This window comes from Kangiella shandongensis (assembly GCF_020005365.1).
Lineage (GTDB): Bacteria > Pseudomonadota > Gammaproteobacteria > Enterobacterales > Kangiellaceae > Kangiella > Kangiella shandongensis.
In genome coordinates this window covers 1-19,982 of sequence record NZ_JACNML010000013.1, presented here as the reverse complement: position 1 = coordinate 19,982, position 19,982 = coordinate 1, and the positions used below count along the sequence as shown (strand labels likewise).

Annotated in this window: 23 protein-coding genes and 1 pseudogene; 20 read left to right on the top strand and 4 right to left on the bottom strand. The window is 44.2% G+C overall.

Features of this window, described 5'->3' with window-relative positions; all coding sequences use genetic code 11:
- The first annotated feature begins 161 nt into the window (after window positions 1–161).
- The 7 genes from gcvT to H7708_RS12580 all read left to right on the top strand — a co-directional run bounded on the left by gcvT (window position 162) and on the right by H7708_RS12580 (window position 8,326).
- A complete protein-coding gene (gene gcvT / locus H7708_RS12610) occupies window positions 162–1,250 on the top strand; it encodes a glycine cleavage system aminomethyltransferase GcvT (protein ID WP_223671221.1) in 1,089 nt (362 codons plus the stop codon).
- Between the two features lie 142 nt (window positions 1,251–1,392).
- Window positions 1,393–1,782 carry a glycine cleavage system protein GcvH gene (gene gcvH, locus H7708_RS12605; RefSeq protein ID WP_223671220.1) on the top strand — a complete coding sequence of 130 codons (390 nt, stop codon included), beginning with the start codon at window positions 1,393–1,395 and terminating at the stop codon, window positions 1,780–1,782.
- A 298-nt stretch (window positions 1,783–2,080) separates the two neighbouring features.
- A complete protein-coding gene (gcvP, locus tag H7708_RS12600; RefSeq protein WP_407929747.1) occupies window positions 2,081–4,942 on the top strand; it encodes an aminomethyl-transferring glycine dehydrogenase in 2,862 nt (953 codons plus the stop codon).
- A 128-nt stretch (window positions 4,943–5,070) separates the two neighbouring features.
- A complete protein-coding gene (locus tag H7708_RS12595; RefSeq protein WP_223671218.1) occupies window positions 5,071–5,283 on the top strand; it encodes a hypothetical protein in 213 nt (70 codons plus the stop codon).
- A 10-nt stretch (window positions 5,284–5,293) separates the two neighbouring features.
- Window positions 5,294–6,073 carry an SAM-dependent methyltransferase gene (locus H7708_RS12590; RefSeq protein ID WP_223671217.1) on the top strand — a complete coding sequence of 260 codons (780 nt, stop codon included), beginning with the start codon at window positions 5,294–5,296 and terminating at the stop codon, window positions 6,071–6,073.
- Window positions 6,074–6,164: 91 nt separating this feature from the next.
- Complete coding sequence (locus H7708_RS12585) at window positions 6,165–7,229, top strand: hypothetical protein (RefSeq protein WP_223671216.1); 1,065 nt, start codon at window positions 6,165–6,167, stop codon at window positions 7,227–7,229.
- A complete protein-coding gene (locus H7708_RS12580; RefSeq protein ID WP_223671215.1) occupies window positions 7,229–8,326 on the top strand; it encodes a tetratricopeptide repeat protein in 1,098 nt (365 codons plus the stop codon). Before H7708_RS12585 ends, H7708_RS12580 begins: the two co-directional genes overlap by 1 nt.
- Here H7708_RS12580 and mutH read toward each other — a convergent pair.
- Window positions 8,319–8,978, bottom strand: a complete 660-nt coding sequence (mutH, locus tag H7708_RS12575) for a DNA mismatch repair endonuclease MutH (RefSeq protein ID WP_223671214.1) — start codon at window positions 8,976–8,978, stop codon at window positions 8,319–8,321. The genes H7708_RS12580 and mutH overlap by 8 nt on opposite strands.
- 67 nt (window positions 8,979–9,045) lie before the next feature.
- Between mutH and rppH the strand changes: the two are divergent.
- Window positions 9,046–9,546: pseudogene (rppH, locus tag H7708_RS12570) on the top strand (RNA pyrophosphohydrolase); the annotation flags it as partial.
- Between the two features lie 615 nt (window positions 9,547–10,161).
- Here the strand turns inward: rppH and H7708_RS12565 are convergent.
- The 3 genes from H7708_RS12565 to H7708_RS12555 all read right to left on the bottom strand — a co-directional run bounded on the left by H7708_RS12565 (window position 10,162) and on the right by H7708_RS12555 (window position 11,930).
- Window positions 10,162–10,578 (bottom strand): hypothetical protein, encoded by a 417-nt coding sequence (locus tag H7708_RS12565; RefSeq protein ID WP_223671212.1) that lies wholly within the window; start codon window positions 10,576–10,578, stop codon window positions 10,162–10,164.
- Window positions 10,575–11,213, bottom strand: coding sequence for a peptidoglycan recognition protein family protein (locus H7708_RS12560; protein ID WP_223671211.1), 639 nt, complete (start codon window positions 11,211–11,213; stop codon window positions 10,575–10,577). Before H7708_RS12560 ends, H7708_RS12565 begins: the two co-directional genes overlap by 4 nt.
- Before the next feature lie 117 nt (window positions 11,214–11,330).
- Window positions 11,331–11,930, bottom strand: a complete 600-nt coding sequence (locus tag H7708_RS12555; RefSeq protein WP_223671210.1) for a DUF938 domain-containing protein — start codon at window positions 11,928–11,930, stop codon at window positions 11,331–11,333.
- A 160-nt stretch (window positions 11,931–12,090) separates the two neighbouring features.
- Between H7708_RS12555 and H7708_RS12550 the strand changes: the two genes are divergently transcribed.
- The 12 genes from H7708_RS12550 to H7708_RS12495 all read left to right on the top strand — a co-directional run bounded on the left by H7708_RS12550 (window position 12,091) and on the right by H7708_RS12495 (window position 19,877).
- Window positions 12,091–12,897 carry a sulfite exporter TauE/SafE family protein gene (locus H7708_RS12550; protein ID WP_223671209.1) on the top strand — a complete coding sequence of 269 codons (807 nt, stop codon included), beginning with the start codon at window positions 12,091–12,093 and terminating at the stop codon, window positions 12,895–12,897.
- Between the two features lie 37 nt (window positions 12,898–12,934).
- Window positions 12,935–13,732, top strand: a complete 798-nt coding sequence (lgt, locus tag H7708_RS12545) for a prolipoprotein diacylglyceryl transferase (protein ID WP_235727617.1) — start codon at window positions 12,935–12,937, stop codon at window positions 13,730–13,732.
- A gap of 12 nt (window positions 13,733–13,744) precedes the next feature.
- Window positions 13,745–14,539, top strand: a complete 795-nt coding sequence (locus H7708_RS12540; protein WP_223671208.1) for a thymidylate synthase — start codon at window positions 13,745–13,747, stop codon at window positions 14,537–14,539.
- Between the two features lies 1 nt (window position 14,540).
- Window positions 14,541–15,059 carry a type 3 dihydrofolate reductase gene (folA, locus tag H7708_RS12535; protein WP_223671207.1) on the top strand — a complete coding sequence of 173 codons (519 nt, stop codon included), beginning with the start codon at window positions 14,541–14,543 and terminating at the stop codon, window positions 15,057–15,059.
- Between the two features lie 109 nt (window positions 15,060–15,168).
- Window positions 15,169–15,651, top strand: a complete 483-nt coding sequence (locus tag H7708_RS12530) for a DUF1203 domain-containing protein (RefSeq protein WP_223671206.1) — start codon at window positions 15,169–15,171, stop codon at window positions 15,649–15,651.
- 299 nt (window positions 15,652–15,950) lie between these two features.
- A complete protein-coding gene (locus H7708_RS12525) occupies window positions 15,951–16,382 on the top strand; it encodes a hotdog fold thioesterase (protein WP_223671205.1) in 432 nt (143 codons plus the stop codon).
- Between the two features lie 99 nt (window positions 16,383–16,481).
- Window positions 16,482–16,862: a VOC family protein gene (locus tag H7708_RS12520; protein ID WP_223671204.1), complete on the top strand. Its 381-nt coding sequence runs from the start codon at window positions 16,482–16,484 to the stop codon at window positions 16,860–16,862.
- Between the two features lies 1 nt (window position 16,863).
- Window positions 16,864–17,568 (top strand): SMI1/KNR4 family protein, encoded by a 705-nt coding sequence (locus H7708_RS12515; RefSeq protein WP_223671203.1) that lies wholly within the window; start codon window positions 16,864–16,866, stop codon window positions 17,566–17,568.
- 79 nt (window positions 17,569–17,647) lie between these two features.
- The gene (locus H7708_RS12510) at window positions 17,648–18,085 is read left to right on the top strand and encodes a hypothetical protein (RefSeq protein ID WP_223671202.1); all 438 of its coding nucleotides are present in this window, start codon (window positions 17,648–17,650) and stop codon (window positions 18,083–18,085) included.
- 34 nt (window positions 18,086–18,119) lie between these two features.
- Window positions 18,120–18,758: a glutathione S-transferase family protein gene (locus tag H7708_RS12505; protein WP_223671201.1), complete on the top strand. Its 639-nt coding sequence runs from the start codon at window positions 18,120–18,122 to the stop codon at window positions 18,756–18,758.
- 97 nt (window positions 18,759–18,855) lie between these two features.
- Window positions 18,856–19,233: a YciI family protein gene (locus H7708_RS12500; protein ID WP_223671200.1), complete on the top strand. Its 378-nt coding sequence runs from the start codon at window positions 18,856–18,858 to the stop codon at window positions 19,231–19,233.
- An 89-nt stretch (window positions 19,234–19,322) separates the two neighbouring features.
- Window positions 19,323–19,877 (top strand): hypothetical protein, encoded by a 555-nt coding sequence (locus H7708_RS12495; protein WP_223671199.1) that lies wholly within the window; start codon window positions 19,323–19,325, stop codon window positions 19,875–19,877.
- Window positions 19,878–19,982: the final 105 nt, after the last annotated feature.

Here is a 19,982-nt window from a genome sequence, read left to right as displayed (position 1 = left end):
TGTCAAGAGTTCTGCTAGTAATTTGCCCAAAATACTATTTGGTTATAACTATGCTGACTCTACTGGTCAGACACTCACCTTTTGGGTTCTTTTGTCGCCCGATCCCCTGTATAATCTTGCGCCATTATTTCCATTGAATTTAATTAAGGAACGGTGTCGTTATGGGTAATAAAACACCATTGTACCAAGCTCATGTTGACGCTGAGGCGCGCATTGTCGATTTTGGCGGCTGGGATATGCCGTTGAATTATGGTTCGCAGATTGATGAACATAAGGCTGTTCGCGAAGCTGCGGGTATGTTTGACGTGTCGCACATGACCATTGTTGAAATCAAAGGTAGTGATGCAAAGCCTTATCTGCAGTATTTGCTGGCGAATGACGTTGCTAAGTTAACGACAGAGGGTAAGGCGCTTTATACCGGCATGTTAAACGAAGATGGTGGTGTTATCGACGATCTTATCGTTTATTACCTTAATGACGCCCATTATCGTGTAGTGGTTAATGCCGCCACTCGCGAGAAGGATCTGGCCTGGTTAGAAAATGTGGCGCAACAATTCGACGTTTCTGTTGAAGAACGTTCGGATCTGGCCATTATTGCCGTTCAGGGACCACTGGCGATTGAAAAAACTCAGTCAGTTTTCAGTGACGAGCAAAAACAAGCGGTAGCAGAGTTAAAGCCTTTTGTTGCAGCTTACGCTGGCGATCTGTTTGTCGCTCGTACCGGTTATACCGGCGAAGACGGTTACGAGATTCTAGTACCGGATAACAAGGCAGCTGAGCTGTGGGCTCAGCTAGTTGAAGCCGGTGTTAAACCTTGTGGTCTGGCGGCGCGCGATACGTTACGCCTTGAAGCAGGGATGAATCTATACGGCCATGACATGGATGAAACGGTTTCGCCACTTGAAGCGAATATGGGGTGGACCATCGCCTGGGAACCGGAAGAGCGTGACTTTGTTGGTCGTAAAGCGCTAGTCGAGCAGAAAGCTAACGGTATTCCACGAAAATTGATTGGTCTGGTGCTAGAAGGCAAGGGCATCATGCGTGAAGGCCAGGACGTTGTGGTAAATGATGACGTTGTCGGTGTCGTAACTTCAGGCACGATGTCGCCAACTACGAGTAAAAGTATTGCCATGGCACGTGTACAGCGCTCTGTCGATGCTGAAGAAGTATTAGTCCAGGTTCGTAAGAAGCAAATACCAGCAAAAGTGGTCAAGCCAAGCTTCGTACGTAAAGGTAAGTCATTGATTTAAGGTTTTAGCCTGTCAGAAAGGCTAAACCAGCATTCTGCCCAGCTATAAAGGCTTGGGCAGAGGAAAAGTTTCATATACAATACGATTAATTTTTGAACGGGTAGTTATCTGAAAATTTCAGGCTGCTATAGAGGAAGAGAGAATGAGCCAAATTCCAGCAGAATTAAAATATGTATCGAGCCACGAGTGGATCCGTGATGAGGGTGATGGTGTGGTAACAGTGGGTATTACTGAGCACGCGCAAGAGTTACTTGGTGATGTTGTGTTTGTTGAAGTTCCTGAAGTGGACGAAGACGTTGACGCAGAAGATGAGATCGCAGTAGTTGAATCAGTTAAAGCTGCTTCTGATATCTATGCCCCAGTCGCCGGTACGATTACTGAAATAAACGAAGAGCTGGAAGACTCTCCTGAGCTAATCAACAGCGATCCTTATGGTGATGGCTGGATGTTTAAAATGAAATTGGCTGACGCTGGTGATTTAGAAAAGTTACTGTCGGCAGAAGCGTACGCTGAAGAAATCGCTGACGAATAATAAAATTATTAAAATTACTTTATGCTTTGTTGAAGCCTTAATTCAGAAAAGTCATTTACTTATTGTAAACTCCTTTTCTTCATTTAAGTCTCCGCCTCGCCTAAAGTAATTTTTCTGAATTTTATTAGGAATGACCAAAGCTAACCAAGTTTTGGGAAAGTAGCGATAAGAAGCTATTAGCTAAATATGATTGGCCTCGAAATGATTCGAGGCTTTTTCGGTTTAGATGGTTTGTGATGATGCTGTTCTGGCATCACTGAAATGATAGGTCGTGACAGTTATGACTGAGAAAACAGGTTTGCACAATATAAAGTTGCAAGATTTACAACAGTCGGATGATTTTATCCGTCGTCACTTAGGTCCGCGCGAGAATGAAATTCAGGAAATGCTCGGAGAATTAGGCTTGACGTCATTGGATGACTTGGTGGAAAAAGCAGTTCCACATAAGATTCAAGTTGAAGAACCAATTGCTGTTGATGCTTCTCGTTCTGAGCAGGAAACGTTGCGTTACCTGGGGTCGTTGGCCGATGAAAATATCGTCGCTAAGTCATACATTGGCAGGGGCTATTATGATACGGTCACACCGACCATTATCTTGCGAAACGTTTTGGAGAATCCAGCCTGGTATACCGCCTACACACCTTACCAACCGGAAATTGCACAGGGTCGTTTGGAAGCGATTTTGAACTTCCAGCAAATGACCATGGACTTGACCGGCATGGAGCTAGGCAGCGCTTCGCTACTTGATGAAGCGACAGCGGCTGCTGAAGCGATGGCGTTGGCCAAGCGCTCGTCGAAGAATAAAAAGTGCAATAACTTCTTTATCGACGAAAAGACATTCCCACAGACGATTGATGTTGTGAAAACTCGTGCTGAGCATTATGGCTGGGACTTGATTATTGGACCGGTTGAAGATGCTGTAAATCATGATGTGTTCGGTGCTTTGCTGTCTTACACCAATATGCACGGTGACATTGCCGATCTTGAACCTATTATCGAACAGTTGCATGAGAAGAAAGCGATTGCTTGTGTGGCTTCTGACATCATGAGTCTGGTGTTATTGAAATCACCGGGTGAGATGGGTGCCGACGTGGTCTTTGGTTCGGCACAACGTTTCGGTGTACCGATGGGATTCGGTGGCCCTCACGCGGCCTTCTTTGGCACGCGTGAATCGTTTAAGCGTTCACTGCCAGGCCGTATTATTGGGGTCTCGAAAGATACTCGTGGTAATAATGCGCTACGAATGGCGATGCAGACGCGTGAACAACACATTCGTCGTGAAAAAGCGACTTCGAATATCTGTACCGCACAAGTATTACTGGCTAATATTGCCAGCTTCTACGCGGTCTATCACGGTAAGAAAGGCCTGACCACGATTGCGAAACGAATTAACCGTTATGCATCAATTGTGGCGTCAGCAGTAGTCAATGCTGGTCTGGAAGTGGTTAATGAGCACTGGTTTGATACCGTGACTTTCCGCGCTTCAGACGTTGAAGCCATTCAGGATCGTGCCAAAGAAGCCTTAGTGAACCTGCATTATGATGGTGACTTGATTAGCTTCTCGATTGACGAAGCAAAAAATCAGGCAGACATCGAACAGCTCATCGAAGTGATTACTGGCACTGAAGCGAATGTGCTGGAGTTGGATGATGAAGCTGCCGAGTCTATCCCTGCTAACCTCGTTCGTCAGTCGGATTTCCTGACGCATTCGACGTTTAAGGATTATTACTCTGAAACGGATATGCTGCGCTACATTAAGCGCTTGGAAAGCAAAGACTTTTCATTGGTACACGGCATGATCCCACTGGGCTCCTGTACCATGAAATTGAATGCTACCAGTGAAATGCTTCCAGTGACCTGGCCTAAATTTGCCAATATTCATCCGTTTGCGCCAGAAGATCAGACTTACGGTTACATGAAAATGATCAAAGAGCTGGAAGCGGATTTAGTTAAAATTACCGGCTATGATTTCGTGTCTATGCAGCCCAACTCTGGTGCCCAGGGCGAATACGCTGGTTTGATTGCTATTAAGAAATATCACGAGAGCAACAACGAAGGCCATCGTAATATCTGCCTGATCCCCAGTTCGGCCCACGGTACTAACCCAGCCTCAGCACAGATGGCTGGCATGAAAGTGGTTATCGTAAAATGTGACGATAACGGTAACGTTGATGTAGCCGATCTGGAAGCGAAAGCCGTTGAAATGAAAGACAATCTGGCGGCATTGATGGTGACTTACCCATCGACGCACGGCGTTTACGAGGAAGAGATCAAGCATATCTGTGACATCATTCATGATAATGGCGGTCAGGTTTATATGGACGGCGCTAACATGAATGCACAGGTGGGCATCTCGCGTCCGGGCGATATCGGCTCAGACGTTTCGCACTTGAACCTGCATAAAACCTTCGCTATCCCGCACGGTGGCGGCGGTCCGGGTATGGGCCCAATCGGTGTAAAGTCACATCTAGCACCGTTTGTTTCTGGCCACTCAGTACGCAAGGTTCACAGTGTCGAAGCGCGTGATAACGCCGTATCAGCGGCACCTTACGGTAGTGGTATGATCCTACCAATTTCCTGGGCTTACATTAAAATGCTCGGCCAGGTTGGTCTGCGTAAGTCGACGGAAGTGGCATTGCTAAATGCTAATTATCTGAAAAATAAGCTTTCTGCACATTACCCAGTGCTGTATACCGGTCGTAACGATAAGGTCGCACACGAATGTATTATCGATTTGCGCGATATTAAGAACGAAACCGGTATCAGCGAAGTCGACTTAGCGAAGCGTTTGATGGACTACGGTTTCCATGCGCCGACCATGAGCTTCCCGGTTGCTGGAACCTTCATGATCGAGCCGACGGAAAGTGAGTCGAAATACGAGCTGGATCGTTTTATTGATGCCATGGTTCGTATTAAGCAAGAAGTGGAAAAAGTCGCGAGTGGCGAGTGGGATAAAGATAATAATCCATTAGTTAACGCGCCGCATACTCAGGCCGATCTTCGCTATTGGGATAAACCTTATTCAATCGCCGAAGCGATTTATCCATCGGAAGCAACGATTGTAAGTAAGTTTTGGCCAACCACAAACCGTATCGATGACGTCTTTGGCGATCGAAATCTAATGTGCAGTTGTCCAGCGACAGAAACTTATGCTGAATAGTTATTTCTGAGAACTGGATACTTGACTTAAAGAGCCAGCCTTTGCTGGCTTTTTAAGTATTTGTAATGTATAAATAAGACGTTTTTGGCTTGAAAAGCATTTATTTAGGGGAAATTTAAGGAACTATTATGTCTAAGAAAAAATTTGAAGAGTTTGTCATTAAACTGTCTGAAGACCCTCAGTTGAATAAATCTTATGTTGATAACCCGGAAGCCGTGATGAAGGACTTTGGACTAGAGGAGAGAGAAATAAAAGCTATGGTTGATGGTGACCAAAAGGAGATTAAGAATATTTTGGGGAACCCTCAAAACTGTTATGTAGTTATATTCTGTAAAAAGTGATCGCTATAAAATGACAAAAGGAAGCTTTACTGCTATTAGTACGGGGATGTTACTAGCAGGACACATAACAACCAGATGCAAAAGCATCTTGAAAAACTCAGACGTAACTTATTGCCTAGTGCCTCACGCGCTTTGTGAAAGCTGGCTTCAGCAATGCACTTCGAAACTAATTAGTCTGCAACCATTTTATTCAGAAGGTAAGCATCGGATGGATACTTATAATGAGATGGTTGAGGCTATGATGCAAGATGTCAGAGCTGGCAAACAGGTATGCGGTGCCTTTTATGGACATGCAGGAATATTTTCTTGTGTGCCACATAAAACTATTATGAAAGCGAGAGAAGAGGGCTTTAATGCGTATATGGAGCCTGGAATCTCTGCGGAGTCGTGTCTTTACGCAGATTTGGGTTTTGACCCTGCTGATTATGGTGTTCAAAGCCTTGAGGCGACCCAGTTTATGATGTTTAATCATGAGCTTAACAATAGAGGTTATGTCCTGTTATGGCAGATAGCTATTGCTGGTGACTATACGGCTAAAGTGTTCACTGCTGATAGGGCGAGTATTGAGATATTGGTAGAGCACCTTTCAAACTGGTATCCATTAGAGCATGAGGTTATATTATACGAAGCTCAATTCTTGCCTATGGACAAAGTAAGAAAAGATAAAATATTGATAAAAGACTTACCAGATCAAGCACTAAACCTTCATACGACACTTGTGATACCTCCAGTTAGGGAGTTAGAGTATAACGAATCGATACTAAGTAAGTTAGGGTTTACTACGGGTTGATAGCCTATTAAGTAAGCGATGTATTTATTAGTGTTGTTTTGGTATCATTAATTTACAGAAGGAATTGTGTTCCTGTGTTTTTGGAGTTTATATGAAACTAAGATGGAATTTTAAAGCCTCCGTTACAATAATTTTAGTAATTATGGTTAATCAGGCGTACGCCAACAACTATTACGAAGAGTTATTAGAGCTTGAGAAAAGTATGCTCAACGGTAACGCCTTTGTGAAAAAAAAAGTTGACGAATTAGGACAAAAAGAAAAGGAGTTTAATAAAAAAGAAAGCGATCTTTATCAACTCTTAGTAGCGCAAAAACATTATATGCATTCGGAATTAAAAGAAGCGCGAAATGTTCTAACCTCCCTTTCGAAAGAAGCTCAATCTAGTGACATTAAAGCGAAGGCTAATATAACTTTGGCTGGAGTTGAACATATCATCGGAAATAATGTTGAGGCGTTCGTTGCTTTAGATAAAGCAATAAATGCGTTACCTGCGGTGAGTCGAGCGAGGTATAGGATTGGTATCTTGCAGACATCAGTTGGAATATACAAAGAAGCAGAATTATTTGAGTATGCTCTAGAAGTTGGACGTAGGCTACAAATCGAAGCTCAGAAACATGATGACGAAACATTTTTATGTGTAGCGAATTATGAGCTAGGAACAATAGAGCTAATGGTGGGTGAGACTAAAATGTCAAAGCAAAGACTCTTATTAGCAAAGAGTCATTGCGAAAACTCAGATAGCAAACTCTTTAGCCTCTTAACCGAGTCTTTTCTTGCAGAGATTGAGGGAGTAGAAGGAGAACCGGAGAAGAGTAATGCTCGCTTAATGAAAGTTCTAGAAAAAGTTGAAGCTATTGGTTGGAAAATACTGATAGCAGGAACTAATAAAGTCATTGCTGAAAACTATATCCGTATGGATGATTTTGCTAATGCAGAGAAGTTTGCATTAGAAGCGTATAAAACCGCAGTTGAAGCGCAAGATAAGAGAAGGCAGGAGCAAGCTGCTGGAATTTTGGCGCAGATTTATTCTGAAAGTGATAAAAAGGAAGAGGCCTTAAAATATTATAATGAGTTTAGAGAGTTAAATACTGAGAACAAGGTTAGAGTAAGGCAAAGAAAGTTAGCTTTTGATATCGCTAGGCGTGGTCAGCTGTAATGAACTTTTCAATAAGAAAAATATCATACATTATTCTTATTCCTCTGTTACTTACAGCTTGGTTTGTCAGAGCTGATTACTATCAGCAGCTAAAAGTTATTGAAGAACAAAGATTGGATGACCTTGCTTCAACTAAAACGGCGTTAGAGGAAATTGCTGAGAAGAAAGCTGAGTTTAGCGATGAAGAGAAGTATCTGTACACACTGCTCAAAGCCCACTCCGAAGTAATGCATAGTAATTTCGCTGAGGCTGAAAAGTTGTTGCAGGAGATCATAAAGAGTGATGCCAAGCATGATTACAAAGGGCGTGCTTACTCGATTTTAGCGTCTGTTCAGCAAATACAAGGAAAGTATGTATACTCCTTCATGAATCTTGATAGAGCGTTAGCGCTCATCCCGAAGATGGAAAATAAGGTCTATAAAACTAATATCTTGCAAAATGCTTTAAGTTTTTATAACGACTCCGGTATGCTGGATTACGCGATGGAATATGCCCGGAGATTGTTAAAGCACGGCGTTGAGGATAAAAATTTGGCCGATCAATGTCAGGCATATTTTGAAATGGCGGTGATAGAACTTTCTGCTGATAAAGTAGAGCTGGCGGATAGTCGGTTGGAAAAAACCTATGATATTTGCCATAAGGCTAAAGGTACTCTTCCACTATTACACCTTCCTAACATGGAAGCGGAGATAGCTCTGGGAAGAGGTCAGCTCACAAAGGCAAAAGAATTACTCGAAGCTAACTACCCAAAGGTTAAAGAGTATGGTTGGAAAATACTCAACGCCAGTACTGAAATTCATTTGGCAGAAGTCTTTTTTATACTACAAGATTATGAAAAGTCTGAAGAGCTAGCTCTTAAAGCGCTAAAGACAGCAGAAGAGATTAGTGATGTGAAGCGCTCAAAGAATGCTACACAAGTATTGGCGAAACTTTATTCAGAATTAGAAAAAAAAGAAGAAGCCATAAAGTACTATCAGAAATACATGGAGCTAGAGCAAAAGCTTAATACTTCGAGTCGACAGCGGAAGTTAGCCTATGATCAAGCGCGACAGCGTTTAAGAGCAGAGCAGTTAGCTAGACTGGAAGAAGCTAACTGAACTGTTGTTGCAGACACTTTTTAGTGAACTGTGGTCGTAGGTAAAATCCTCTGGGCAGTGTTTGGATCGTTTTGCCTTCCGGTCCGATAGCATCGGTCAGAGCTTTTGCATTAGCGGCCTTCGGGCGTACTTGTAGAATTTGACCATACCGTGCATCAAGGTTTTCTATATTCCCCATTGATACCTGATCCAGTACATCTTCAAAATCCTGTTTTAAGGTTTGTTCCTCTTCGGCACTTGGTCGCCATAGAAATGGCATGGCGATTTGTCGCTCTTCAACCGCTAAGTGTTTACTGGCAACAATCGGAACCCACAGTACATGCATCAGTTTATGGCGGACTACGGAATTATCCCAGTATAGCCCCTGAATATTAATCAGCGGAACCACGCTGACATAGGTCGACTCCAGCGGGTTGCCATTTTCATCAATTGGTAGGGTTTTCAGCTCGATCCCGAGCTCGGGGAAGTCAGGTTGAGCCAGTGAACCCGATTCTGCGCCAAGAATTAATTCGAGAAATTGACCGATCCAGCCCTTTTTATGCAGCAGTTGTTGCGGAATTTGCTCTTTATATTGCTCGGCCAGCTCGCCGAGGCTATAGCCGGCAAAGCTTTGCGCTTGATTTAAAAGTGCTTCAGGGCTGTCGTATTGCATAAATTATTATTGTCGAAAGCATTGGTATGTGGAACAATGATACCAAAGAAATTATTTGGATGGATAGATGATCGACGCAGAAGGCTTTAGAGCCAACGTCGGCATCATCATTTGTAACAACCAAGGCCAGTTACTCTGGACGCGCCGTTATGGACAAACCTCATGGCAGTTCCCACAAGGGGGAGTGCACCCTGGCGAAAGTCCCGAGCAAACCATGTACCGAGAATTATACGAAGAAGTCGGCCTGGAAAAAGATGATGTCCGTATTCTAGGGAGTACGCAGCACTGGTATAAGTACCGGTTGCCGCAACGTTTGATCCGCCAGAACTCCCAACCACTGTGTGTTGGCCAAAAACAGAAGTGGTTTTTGTTACAACTGGTGAGTGATGAAAGTAAGATTGATTTTGAAGCAACGAACCATCCTGAATTTGATGGTTTTATCTGGGTCAATTACTGGTACCCGGTAAGGAACGTTGTTAATTTCAAGCGGGATGTTTACCGAGCGGCTTTGTCCGAGCTGATGGGCTCAATGTTTCGTTTCCAGATGAAAGGCAAGTCCAGCCACCGTCCGGAAAAGAAGCATAAAAAGAAAAATAATCATCGTCAGCAGAAACAGAAGCAACCCGATAAAGGTTCGCAGGCAAACGGTGATAACCAGCAGCGACAGGGCAACCGAAAACGACGCCCGCGACATCCTTACCGAGCACACAATAAAGAATCAGAGAGCAGCTAATTTAGCTGCTCTTTTTTATGGCCGAGACTTAGCATTATAAGCAAGGTACAAGGTGTGGAATGTGGGTAAGGCGCAAAATAAACAGAATGGTATGCTTAAGAAAAGCATCGAGTGATTACCGGCAAAAAGCATTGTTATGAGAGTAGCGGTAGCACCAAAAAAGTATCCAGCGAAATAAGCAATATAGCGCCAACGGCTAGTGGTATTAAATAACACAACGCTAAGCGGAAAGACGAAAAAACACGAGAAGAGTAGTCCCAGAGAGATTATCAATACAAGGTCTTCAAGGGTAGACGAACGGGAGCCTCCGCAGGCTGATACATTAAAACTAGCAAGCGAAAGGCAGATAAAAATAATCAGTTTGTTAAACATAGTACCTCCTTTTTAAAGCTTATATTTAAAGCGATAAAGAGGAGGTTTTTATGGCAGGATAATGGTGAATTGTGCTTTCTAGTGTAGCCCCTGTATATCACCAGATTCTTTTTCAGGACATACCACGTTAGTTTTTTTATTGCTATTTGTTAACTCGCCAGTACCACCAGCTCGGATAAGCCAGTGAAACTCTTGTGTTTGATAGGTTAGAGTTCCTTCTGAGTAGCAAGGCAATAAGTCATAGCCGTGGTGAAGTTCTTGTTCAGAAATGGTTTTGGCCCTATTAAAGAAGCTTTGAATTTGTGATTCGGTTAGTTGGAAATCTTCGCATGTAGATTGCACGAGGGGATCTCTATCAACACTCAACCCCTGATTGGCTATTTGAATATTGGTGTATTTCTGCTCGCTAGCAGTATTCGTTGCGCAAGCAATAAGTGAAATGCTTGCGATTGCTGTCGTTAAAAGTGGGAGTAAACGAATAGGTGGTATTCTCATTGGCAATATTCCTGCAAAAGTTGAGATGCTTTTACGCCTTCATTGACTTTCTTTCTCGCAATGCTGTCATGGGCGTAAACATCGTCTTTAAATGATAAACTAAAATGTTCTAGTAACTCTGTCATTAACCATAAAAAACTTTTGGATTGAGCTTTCTGAATTTGTTCAAATAGTCCCTTGTCACCCGACTTACCAAGATAAGCACCGATAATTTCAACTCCTATGGAGTCACTATTTAATGGGTATCTATCCGGATAGTCTTTGGTTTTTTCGTGTTGATACACTTTTTTAAATTTGGATTTCCAGCTACCGGAACTATGCAGGGCTTTTTTGATTATTTCGGTATCTTTTTCAGAGCAAGAATCCTCAATTCGACACCGGGAACGTAATAGACCAACGTGCCAACATCGTTTATTAATTGCCGCGGTTTGATAAATTGTACCGTCTTTGGCTATCAGAAAATGGGCTCCGGTATTTTTAGTTTTCCAAGCGTTAAGTGTCGATTCTACGGTGCTGGCAGAAGTGCGATGCAAAATAATGGCATTAACTTTGGCAAGCTTAGAGTGTTCGATATTTGGAATAATATTCGTCTTGATCTTCGGATCGCTAATCACTCCATTGAAAACACATAGCATGATCAAATGTCCTTATATATGAGATGAATCTTAACCTTGTCAGTTTGAACTTTTCCATTACAATTGTTGCTGATTAGATTGTGAACAGCTGCTCATTTATTTGCAGTTGCTGTGGTGCTAAAAGCTCGAGTTTTTTTGGTAAGCCAGCAGCATATTATTGGCTGGCATTTGGTGCCGCTCAACCAGCTGCATACCGTTATGTTTGGCGGCGCGGTTCATGTCCAGATAATCACGCAGGCCTCGTTCAGGGTCATTTTCTTTAAGACTCTTATCAAATTCCTTATTGGATTCGGAAGTATATTCACCGTTGACATTGAAGGGGCCGTAAATAAGGAAGTAACCACCGGGTTTTAGTATACGGTTAACGCCATGAAACATGTCGCGTACTCGCTCCCAGGACATGATATGGGCAGTGTTAGCGGTGAAAACCGCATCCACTTGATTGATTGGCCAGACCCGTTGCCCGACGTTGAGCGTTCGTGGTTTCTGGATATTCGGCAGCTCACTGGCCTCGGCCCAGGCAGTGATGGAGCCATGGTTCTCGCGCAGGTCGCTGGTATACCAGGTGATGTGTGGCATGGCTCCTGCAAACCAGACGGCGTGCTGTCCTGTCCCTGAGCCAATTTCCAATACCTCGCTACAGTGAGTGAGATAGGGTTTTATAACGTCCAGAATCGGTCCCTGATTACGTTCACACGCGTCGCTGTACTGTCTCATAATATCCTTCGCTTGAAACCATGGTTTTCGGCCATCATAGCGTAGCTTTCATAATAAAAAAAAGGGCAACGCCGCTGTTTTTATTAATCTGCAAAATATGCCGCACAGAAAATGAGATTTATGCCATAATCCCGTTATCGAACAGCAACGATACAGAATAGTGGATACATATTGGTTGTGGATGCTGGCTTTTGTGGCATTGGGTCTGTTTAACGGTGTGTTGGCGGGACTGTTAGGAATTGGTGGCGGTATGGTCATCGTTCCTGCCATGATCTGGCTAGCGCCAAAGCTTGGGGTGCCGTCTGACTATGTGATGCATGTGGCGCTTGGCACCTCCATGGCGACTATATGCTTCATCGCTATTTCTTCGGCACGCTCTCATTATAAGCGCGGCTCGGTAAGTGTGCCGTTACTCAAAGTGCTAATTCCCGGCATCGCTATCGGCGGATTACTGGGGGCGGTTATCGCCAAAGTCATGAATACCGAATGGCTGGCCTGGATATTTAGTGTGTTCGCGATGCTGGTCGGGATCAAAATGCTGACGGGACTGACACCACAGGCTAAAGGCGATAAAGCGGTGAGTCATCAGCGTATACCTGCCGGTATTGTCATGGGGGCTATTTCTTCGCTGGTGGGCATCGGCGGCGGTAGTGTCGTGGTGCCATATTTGCTGTATCATAAGGAAAAACTAGTAACGTCGATTGGTACCGCCGCGGCTTGTGGCCTGCCCTTGGCTATCATGGCGACCGTCGGTTATATTGTCACGGGCTGGCAGATTGATGAGCTTCCTGCGCACCATTTGGGCTACGTTTATTGGCCAGCGATGATCGCTATTGCTTTAGGTTCGGTTATAACCGCGCCGTTTGGGGCCTATTTAGCGCATAAATTACCAACTAAGGTCATTAAACGTATCTTTGCCGTATTGCTGATTGTGGTAGCGGTTAAGATTATTATTGAGCACCTGTAGACGATAAGAACTAAAACGAGACGATAAAGAGCGAATTATGGAATTTCCTGAAATAAGTCCGGTCATTTTTGAAATCGGACCCATTGCCTTACACTGGTATGGCTTTATGTACTTGCTGGGCTTTTTAGCCGCCTGGGGACTTGGCACCTATCGCGCCAAGCAGCCAAACTCAGGCTGGACCGCTGAGCAGGTTTCCGATTTTTTATTTTATGGTTTTATCGGCGTGATTTTAGGTGGCCGCATCGGCTATGTATTATTTTATGGGCTCGAATTCTGGGCAGACGATCCCTGGTATCCGTTTAAAATCTGGGAAGGTGGCATGGCTTTCCACGGTGGGATTTTAGGCGTTGCCGCCGCAGGCTGGTATTTTGCGCGGAAAAACAAGAAGGGCTTCTTTGAAGTTGGAGACTTTATTGTACCGCTGGCACCTTTAGGTTTAATGTTTGGTCGACTTGGTAACTTTATTAACGGAGAGCTGTGGGGGCGTCAGGCTGCTGAGGGCTTCCCTTTAGCGATGCGCTTTCCGGATGATTCCTTAGGTTTATTGCGTCACCCCTCACAACTTTACCAAGCGGCTTTTGAAGGGTTATTATTATTCTTAATCGTGTGGTTCTACTCGGCCAAACCGAGACCACGTAAGGCCGTGTCAGGCTTGTTCCTGACTGGTTATGGTGTCTTCCGCTTTGGTGTCGAATTCTTCCGTGAGCCGGACGCACACTTGGGCAAAGTGATTTCATGGTTAACCATGGGCCAAGTGCTGTGTGTACCAATGATCGCGTTAGGAATTTATTGGTTATACAGCGCTTATAGCAAGCCACAGCAAGCAACGAAATAATCGAAGAGAATTATGAAACAATACTTAGACATGATGCGCCATGTCCTTGAAAATGGCGAAGATAAAGGTGATAGAACCGGTACTGGAACCCGTAGTGTATTCGGCTACCAGATGCGTTTCGACCTGCAGGAAGGCTTTCCGCTGGTAACGACGAAGAAATTACACCTGCGATCGATTATTTATGAACTGCTGTGGTTCCTGAATGGCGATACCAATATTGAGTACTTGAAAGAAAATGGTGTGTCGATCTGGGACGAATGGGCCGACGAGCATGGTAATTTAGGGCCGGTATATGGCGAACAGTGGCGTTCCTGGAAACGACCAGACGGCACGACAGTCGATCAGATCAGCAATGTGCTGGAGCAGATTAAAACCAATCCGAACAGTCGTCGACTGATGGTGGTAGCTTATAATCCGGGTGTGGCTGATGAAATGGCCTTGCCACCCTGTCACTCGCTGTTCCAGTTTTATGTAGCGAACGGCAAGCTATCGTGCCAGCTCTATCAGCGCAGTGCCGATATTTTCCTTGGTGTACCATTTAATATTGCTTCATACGCCTTATTAACGCACATGATTGCCGAACAGGCGGGATTGGACGTTGGGGAATTCATCTGGTCAGGCGGTGATACCCATCTTTACAGTAACCACTTCGAGCAGGCCAGAGAGCAACTGTCGCGTGAGCCTTTGCCGCTACCGAAGCTGAACATCAAGCGTAAGCCCGGTTCATTGTTCGACTATACATTCGAAGATTTTGAAATCGTCGGTTACGAGTCTCATCCTCATATTAAAGCACCGGTGGCCGTGTAAAATGTCTGAACAGCAAAAGCCGGTCATTAGTCTTATTGTAGCCATGGCAAACGATCGCGTGATCGGTAAAGACAATCAGATGCCTTGGCACCTGCCGGCAGATCTAAAGCACTTTAAAGCGGTAACTTTAGGTAAGTCGGTGATCATGGGGCGTAAAACCCATGAATCCATTGGCATGGTGCTGCCTGGCCGCAAGAATATCATCATTAGCCGCAATCCTGATTATCGTTCAGATTTTCATAACGAACATTGCGACGTTGTGACCAGTCTTGAGGCTGCACTCGAACTGACTAAAAATGAAGACGAAGTCATGATTATCGGCGGTGCTAATATCTATGCCCAAATGCTCGACCAGGCCGATAAACTCTACCTGACCTTTATCGACCTCGACGTTGGCGGTGACGCCCGCTTCCCCGACTGGGCGCATCATAACTGGAAAGAAGTCTCGCGCGAAAAACACCAGGCGGATGAAAAGAATCCTCACAATTATCAGTTTGTAGAGTTACACCGGGTGCACTAGGCTGCTTTGTCAGGATAAAACTGCGAGATCCGATTTTGGCGAGTAGATATTCTCTTTATCTGTATCCTGATTGACTCAAGCTGATCAAATATAAGATGAAAGGTGTCGGGTGAATATTAAAATTGTTCCTATTCGTGCTGATTTTTTGCAGAAAGCCAGACAGGCTGGGTTAGATGATCAAAATCAACCCGTACAAAAGATGATTGCCGAAGGAGGGGAACCTTGTCGGGATCTGCTGCGTCGAGCCAGGCCGGGCGAGGAAATCCTACTTGCCAGTTATTGTCCATTTTCTAAACCGGGGCCTTACAAAGAGTACGGGCCGATATTTATCATGGCGAATGAGTCGAATGAAAGCCCGGCTTTAACCGAGCTTCCCCTACCAGCAGGTAAAGGCACAGGCTACCTGGCCGACTCCTTTATATTGAGAGCCTATTCCGAAGATGAGCGAATTGTCGATGCCTCAGTCGTAGAGGCGGAAAATGCCGATAGAGATATATCGCAGTTGTTTAATCGTGAAGTAGTCAGTTTTATCCTCGTGCGATTTGTGGCCTATGGCTGTTATGGCTTTCGAGTTGAAAGGCGGCAGCAGTAAACTATTACCGTAACAGCAAAATAACAATGCCGACCAACATCAAGACCAATAATAGTAACTGCAATAAACGTTTCATAATGTAACCCCAAAGTAATTGTTCTATTAGCTTAACGGGGAAGTTACGGTTCTATTCCAAAATTTGTTAAAAAAGATCTTCAGAAATTCATAGGCGTGCAAAAAACATTTCAAGATCAGGCATTGTCTATCTGGATTGGGCTTATTGTCGCGTATCCGTATAATGCACGCAGAAGATGTCAGGCATCTGTTAGGCATCAATAGAATCTGCTGGAGGACAAATAGTGAGTATCTGGTTTAAAGAGCCAAATTTAGAAGAAGTAAATAGCTGGAGTCAGGGAACGATTCTAGAGCACATTGGTATTGAAATAACCGAAATTGGTGAGGACTATATCGAGGGCACTATGCCTGCGGACCATCGAACCTTCCAGCCTTATAAACTGGTTCATGGTGGTGCCAATATTGTACTGGCGGAAACGCTGGGTTCGATTGGTGGCATGCTGACCATCGATCCGGATAAATATATTTGTGTTGGTCAGGAAGTTAACGGTAATCACTTAAGAGGCGTTCGCTCCGGAACCGTCAGAGGTAGAGCGCAGCAGGTTCATGGTGGCAGTAAATCTCAGGTGTGGGAAATCAGACTTTATGACTCCAATGACAAGCTTAGTTGTATTTCACGATTAACTTTAGCTGTCGTTAAAAATAGGCATGCCTAACGGTAAGTCGATACTGTTACCCCAGAGCTCATACGGTTTCTATAGTGAATTGTTTCTGATAGTCTTCTTTTATCAAAACAAAAACATCAGGGATGTTTGATGAACCTCAACCAAGTAACACTACCTGTTAAAGACATGGAGCAAGCCGTAGCGTTTTACCTTAAACTAGGCTTTACGCAGATTGTCGATTCACCGCATTATGCTCGCTTTGAATGTCCGGAAGGAGACTCGACGTTTTCTTTGTCGCTGGAAGACAATGACTTTTCTAACGGTGCGACCATCTACTTTGAGCATGAAGCGCTAGAGGAATGGGTTAAAGAGTTGCAAGCAAAAGGTGTTGCGTTCGAACAGCTTCCAACCGAGCAACGTTATTTATGGAAAGAAGCGATTTTAAAAGATCCATCGGGCAACAAAATCAAACTCTACTGGGCGGGTGACAATCGATTAAACCCGCCATGGAGAGTGGAGAAACGGGGCTGATATGGACCGTAGGAAATTTATGGGGTTGTCTTTAGGAGCCTTTGTTGGTGCATATTTAGTGGGTTGCGACGATTCTTCACACCAGAAAAGCGTTAAACACATGGACATAACATTATCACCTTTTTCAAAAGCCAACTTGCATGAAAAATTAGACAGGTTGCTGTCAGCCTTCGAGTCCAAAGGAATGAAGGTTAGCGACACACTATTACCATCAGTCTCTGAATCTGCGCTTAGGAAACAATGCTCATGGTTTCCGGGAGAGCTAACGGAAGAAATAATTGCCTTATATGGCTGGAGGGGTGGGCAGAAAAATGATGCCTGGGAAACTGAATACCCTTTCTGGTTCAGGGACAACTCTTTCTGTAGCTTAGAAAGAGCAGAACGTGAGTATAAAAGTATGATGGAGACGTATGGCACAATCGAGCAGGATCATCACATGCTTAAACACGCCTTTCCAATCGCTTCTTTTAACGGTGGTTGGTACGTGATACCAACCAAAGGGCATAACCTAAACTTAGCGCTAGAAAAGCCCGTCATTTCGGTACTTGAAGGAATTGATATCTACTTCTATTCGCTGGAGAAAATGGTAGAAACCTGTATCGAGTGGGTTCAGCATAAGAATTACAAGAAAGATGGCTTATTCCCGGCAGAGGTTGAGCTGGAAATCTGGCGAAAGCATAACCCGGGAATTTTTGAGTGGACATAAAGCGAGCAGAGAAAGACCTCTAATGAGATTCTTTATTATCCTGCTGTTTTCTACTATGTCGACTTGTAATGGAGATATTATGGACGCGCCAGTATTAAAAGATATTGATAACATAAGTTACACAAGACATGAGTTTCATCATGAACCTGAGAAAGTTCAAGGGGACTTGTTGACGCTGGTTTATGATATCCCTTACCTTGGTGCTTGTGGTGTCTTCCCACCACTACATATCGCAAATATAACGTTCTCGTCAGGCGGTGGTGATGCAGGGATGAGCCCGGGAGCTTCTTGGGAGCCTTTTACGTTGAGCGAAAAACAATATAAGCAATTACTGGAAAGAGTGCTTAATGAATCGCCAGAGGCACTAAAAGATAAAGCTCGTTTTTATCACATACCTTTTATAACGGAGCCTTCGTTCGACCATATTCAAGATAGAGAGGAGTGGCTTAAGGTTGTTTGTAAGAAGCATCGTAAAAGGTATCATTCAGAAATAGACAAGTTACAGAAATCTATTTAATTTATGTTTGAACAGAACACAAAATAGGTGTTGCATGAACGAATTAATTCTAACGACTTTTGACTGGGTTCCCGATATGCCGCGGGGCTATGTACGTGACCTGCGGGTACGTTGGGCGCTGGAGGAAGCTGGATTACCGTATCAGGTTAAAAGCGTGCCTTTTCGTGAGCGCAGTACCAAGCATTTTAAAAGCCAACCATTCGGCCAGGTGCCCTGGCTAACGGATGGTAACCTCTCGATTTTTGAAAGTGGCGCTATCCTGTTGCATCTTGCTGAACTAAGCGAAAAGCTGATGCCAACTGATCCCCATGGCCGCAACGAAGTGATTCAATGGTTGTTCGCCGCGCTGAATTCGGTGGAGATGGCGAGCCTGCCCTGGTCGTTGTACATCTTCACAGACGATACGGAGCAAACGCCGGGTCGCAAGAGCATTGACCAATTCCTCGAAAACCGACTGAAACATATGGAATTGATACTGTCTGAGGGTGAATGGTTAGCGGGTGACTTTTCTGTCGCCGATATCGCGATGGTGGATGTCCTGCGTCTGGTAGACCGGTTTGAAGGACTAAAAGAATACCCTGCCTGTAAAGCTTACGTCGAAAAAGCTACCGCTCGTCCGGCTTTTAAAAAGGCTCATGCCGATCAGATAGCGCATTTCGCTGCCGCAGACTGAACAAAAGAAAGACGACAAGGATGGGTCGTGTACTGTCGAATTCCCGTGGTGCCATTCGACTATTGAGTACATAGACTCAAAACCGAGAGGAAATATAATGAAATATCTTTGCCTTTGTTACTACAACACAGATGCATTTTCTACCCTGAGTCCTTCTGAGCTTGAAGCTGTCGGCAAAGCCTGTGTACCGCACGACTCGGCCTTGAAAGCTACAGGAAAGGTGCTGGCGCAGGGCTCTCTGGCTGCTCCAGATTCATGGACTCATTTTGTCCCCGAGAACGGTGAGCCTAACCTGGTCAATGAGCCGTATATTAAGAGCAGTGATTTAGCGGGCGGCTTTTTTATTATTGAGGCGGACTCTGTCGAAGAGGCACAAACCATAGCATCAAAGCATGCCGCCGCGAACTATGGCGAACATCTTGGCTTTGCTGTAGAGGTTCGAGAGTGTGAGGCTTACGAGTCATATAGCGTTTAGCATATGAGTCGGAATATTTCGTCGATATCGCTTGATGGATAAGTGAAAGTATAATGTCACCACACACTGTTAAGAGTCGAAAATAGCTTATGCCACTAGAAATCCTGCCTGCTTCTCTCCACTCCTTATCCAGTTGTGAACTGCTTCTGCAAAGCAAGGAGTCTTCACTATTCCATAAAACTTTGACTAGTAGTTTGATCAATAAAAAAATGTACCTTTCATCCATCGCAATATTACTTGTGAAGAAAGGGCAACAAGTGGTGCACAACTATGACAGTGCTAATTTAACAGTTGCAGAGAATGAAATCGTTATCCTTCCCAAGGACATATACGTAGTTTCCGACTTCGTTACTGAAGAGCACCACTTTGAAGCCTTTATATGCTTTGTCGATGATGAGCTAATAAAAAAGTTTCTAGTGTTTCATACTCCAGGAAGCGGCGTTAATCAAAAAGAAAGCAAACTTTGCAAGGTGCGTTCTAATCAGCAAATAAATCGTTATATAGATTTATTATTTGATACCTATCGCACGAAACACAGTAGCCCTTCATCATTACACGAACTAAAACTGATTGAGTTTTTACTGTTGCTGGTAGATAGTGACGACGATACGAAGGTAATCTCTGAATCGCCCCGATATTCCTAGACACTTTTTAGCTATACAATGAAGCTAAAGAGGAGAATGAAATGTCATCCAAGCGATATACCGAAGAATTTAAAATTCAGGCCGTCAAGCACATTACAGAAAGCG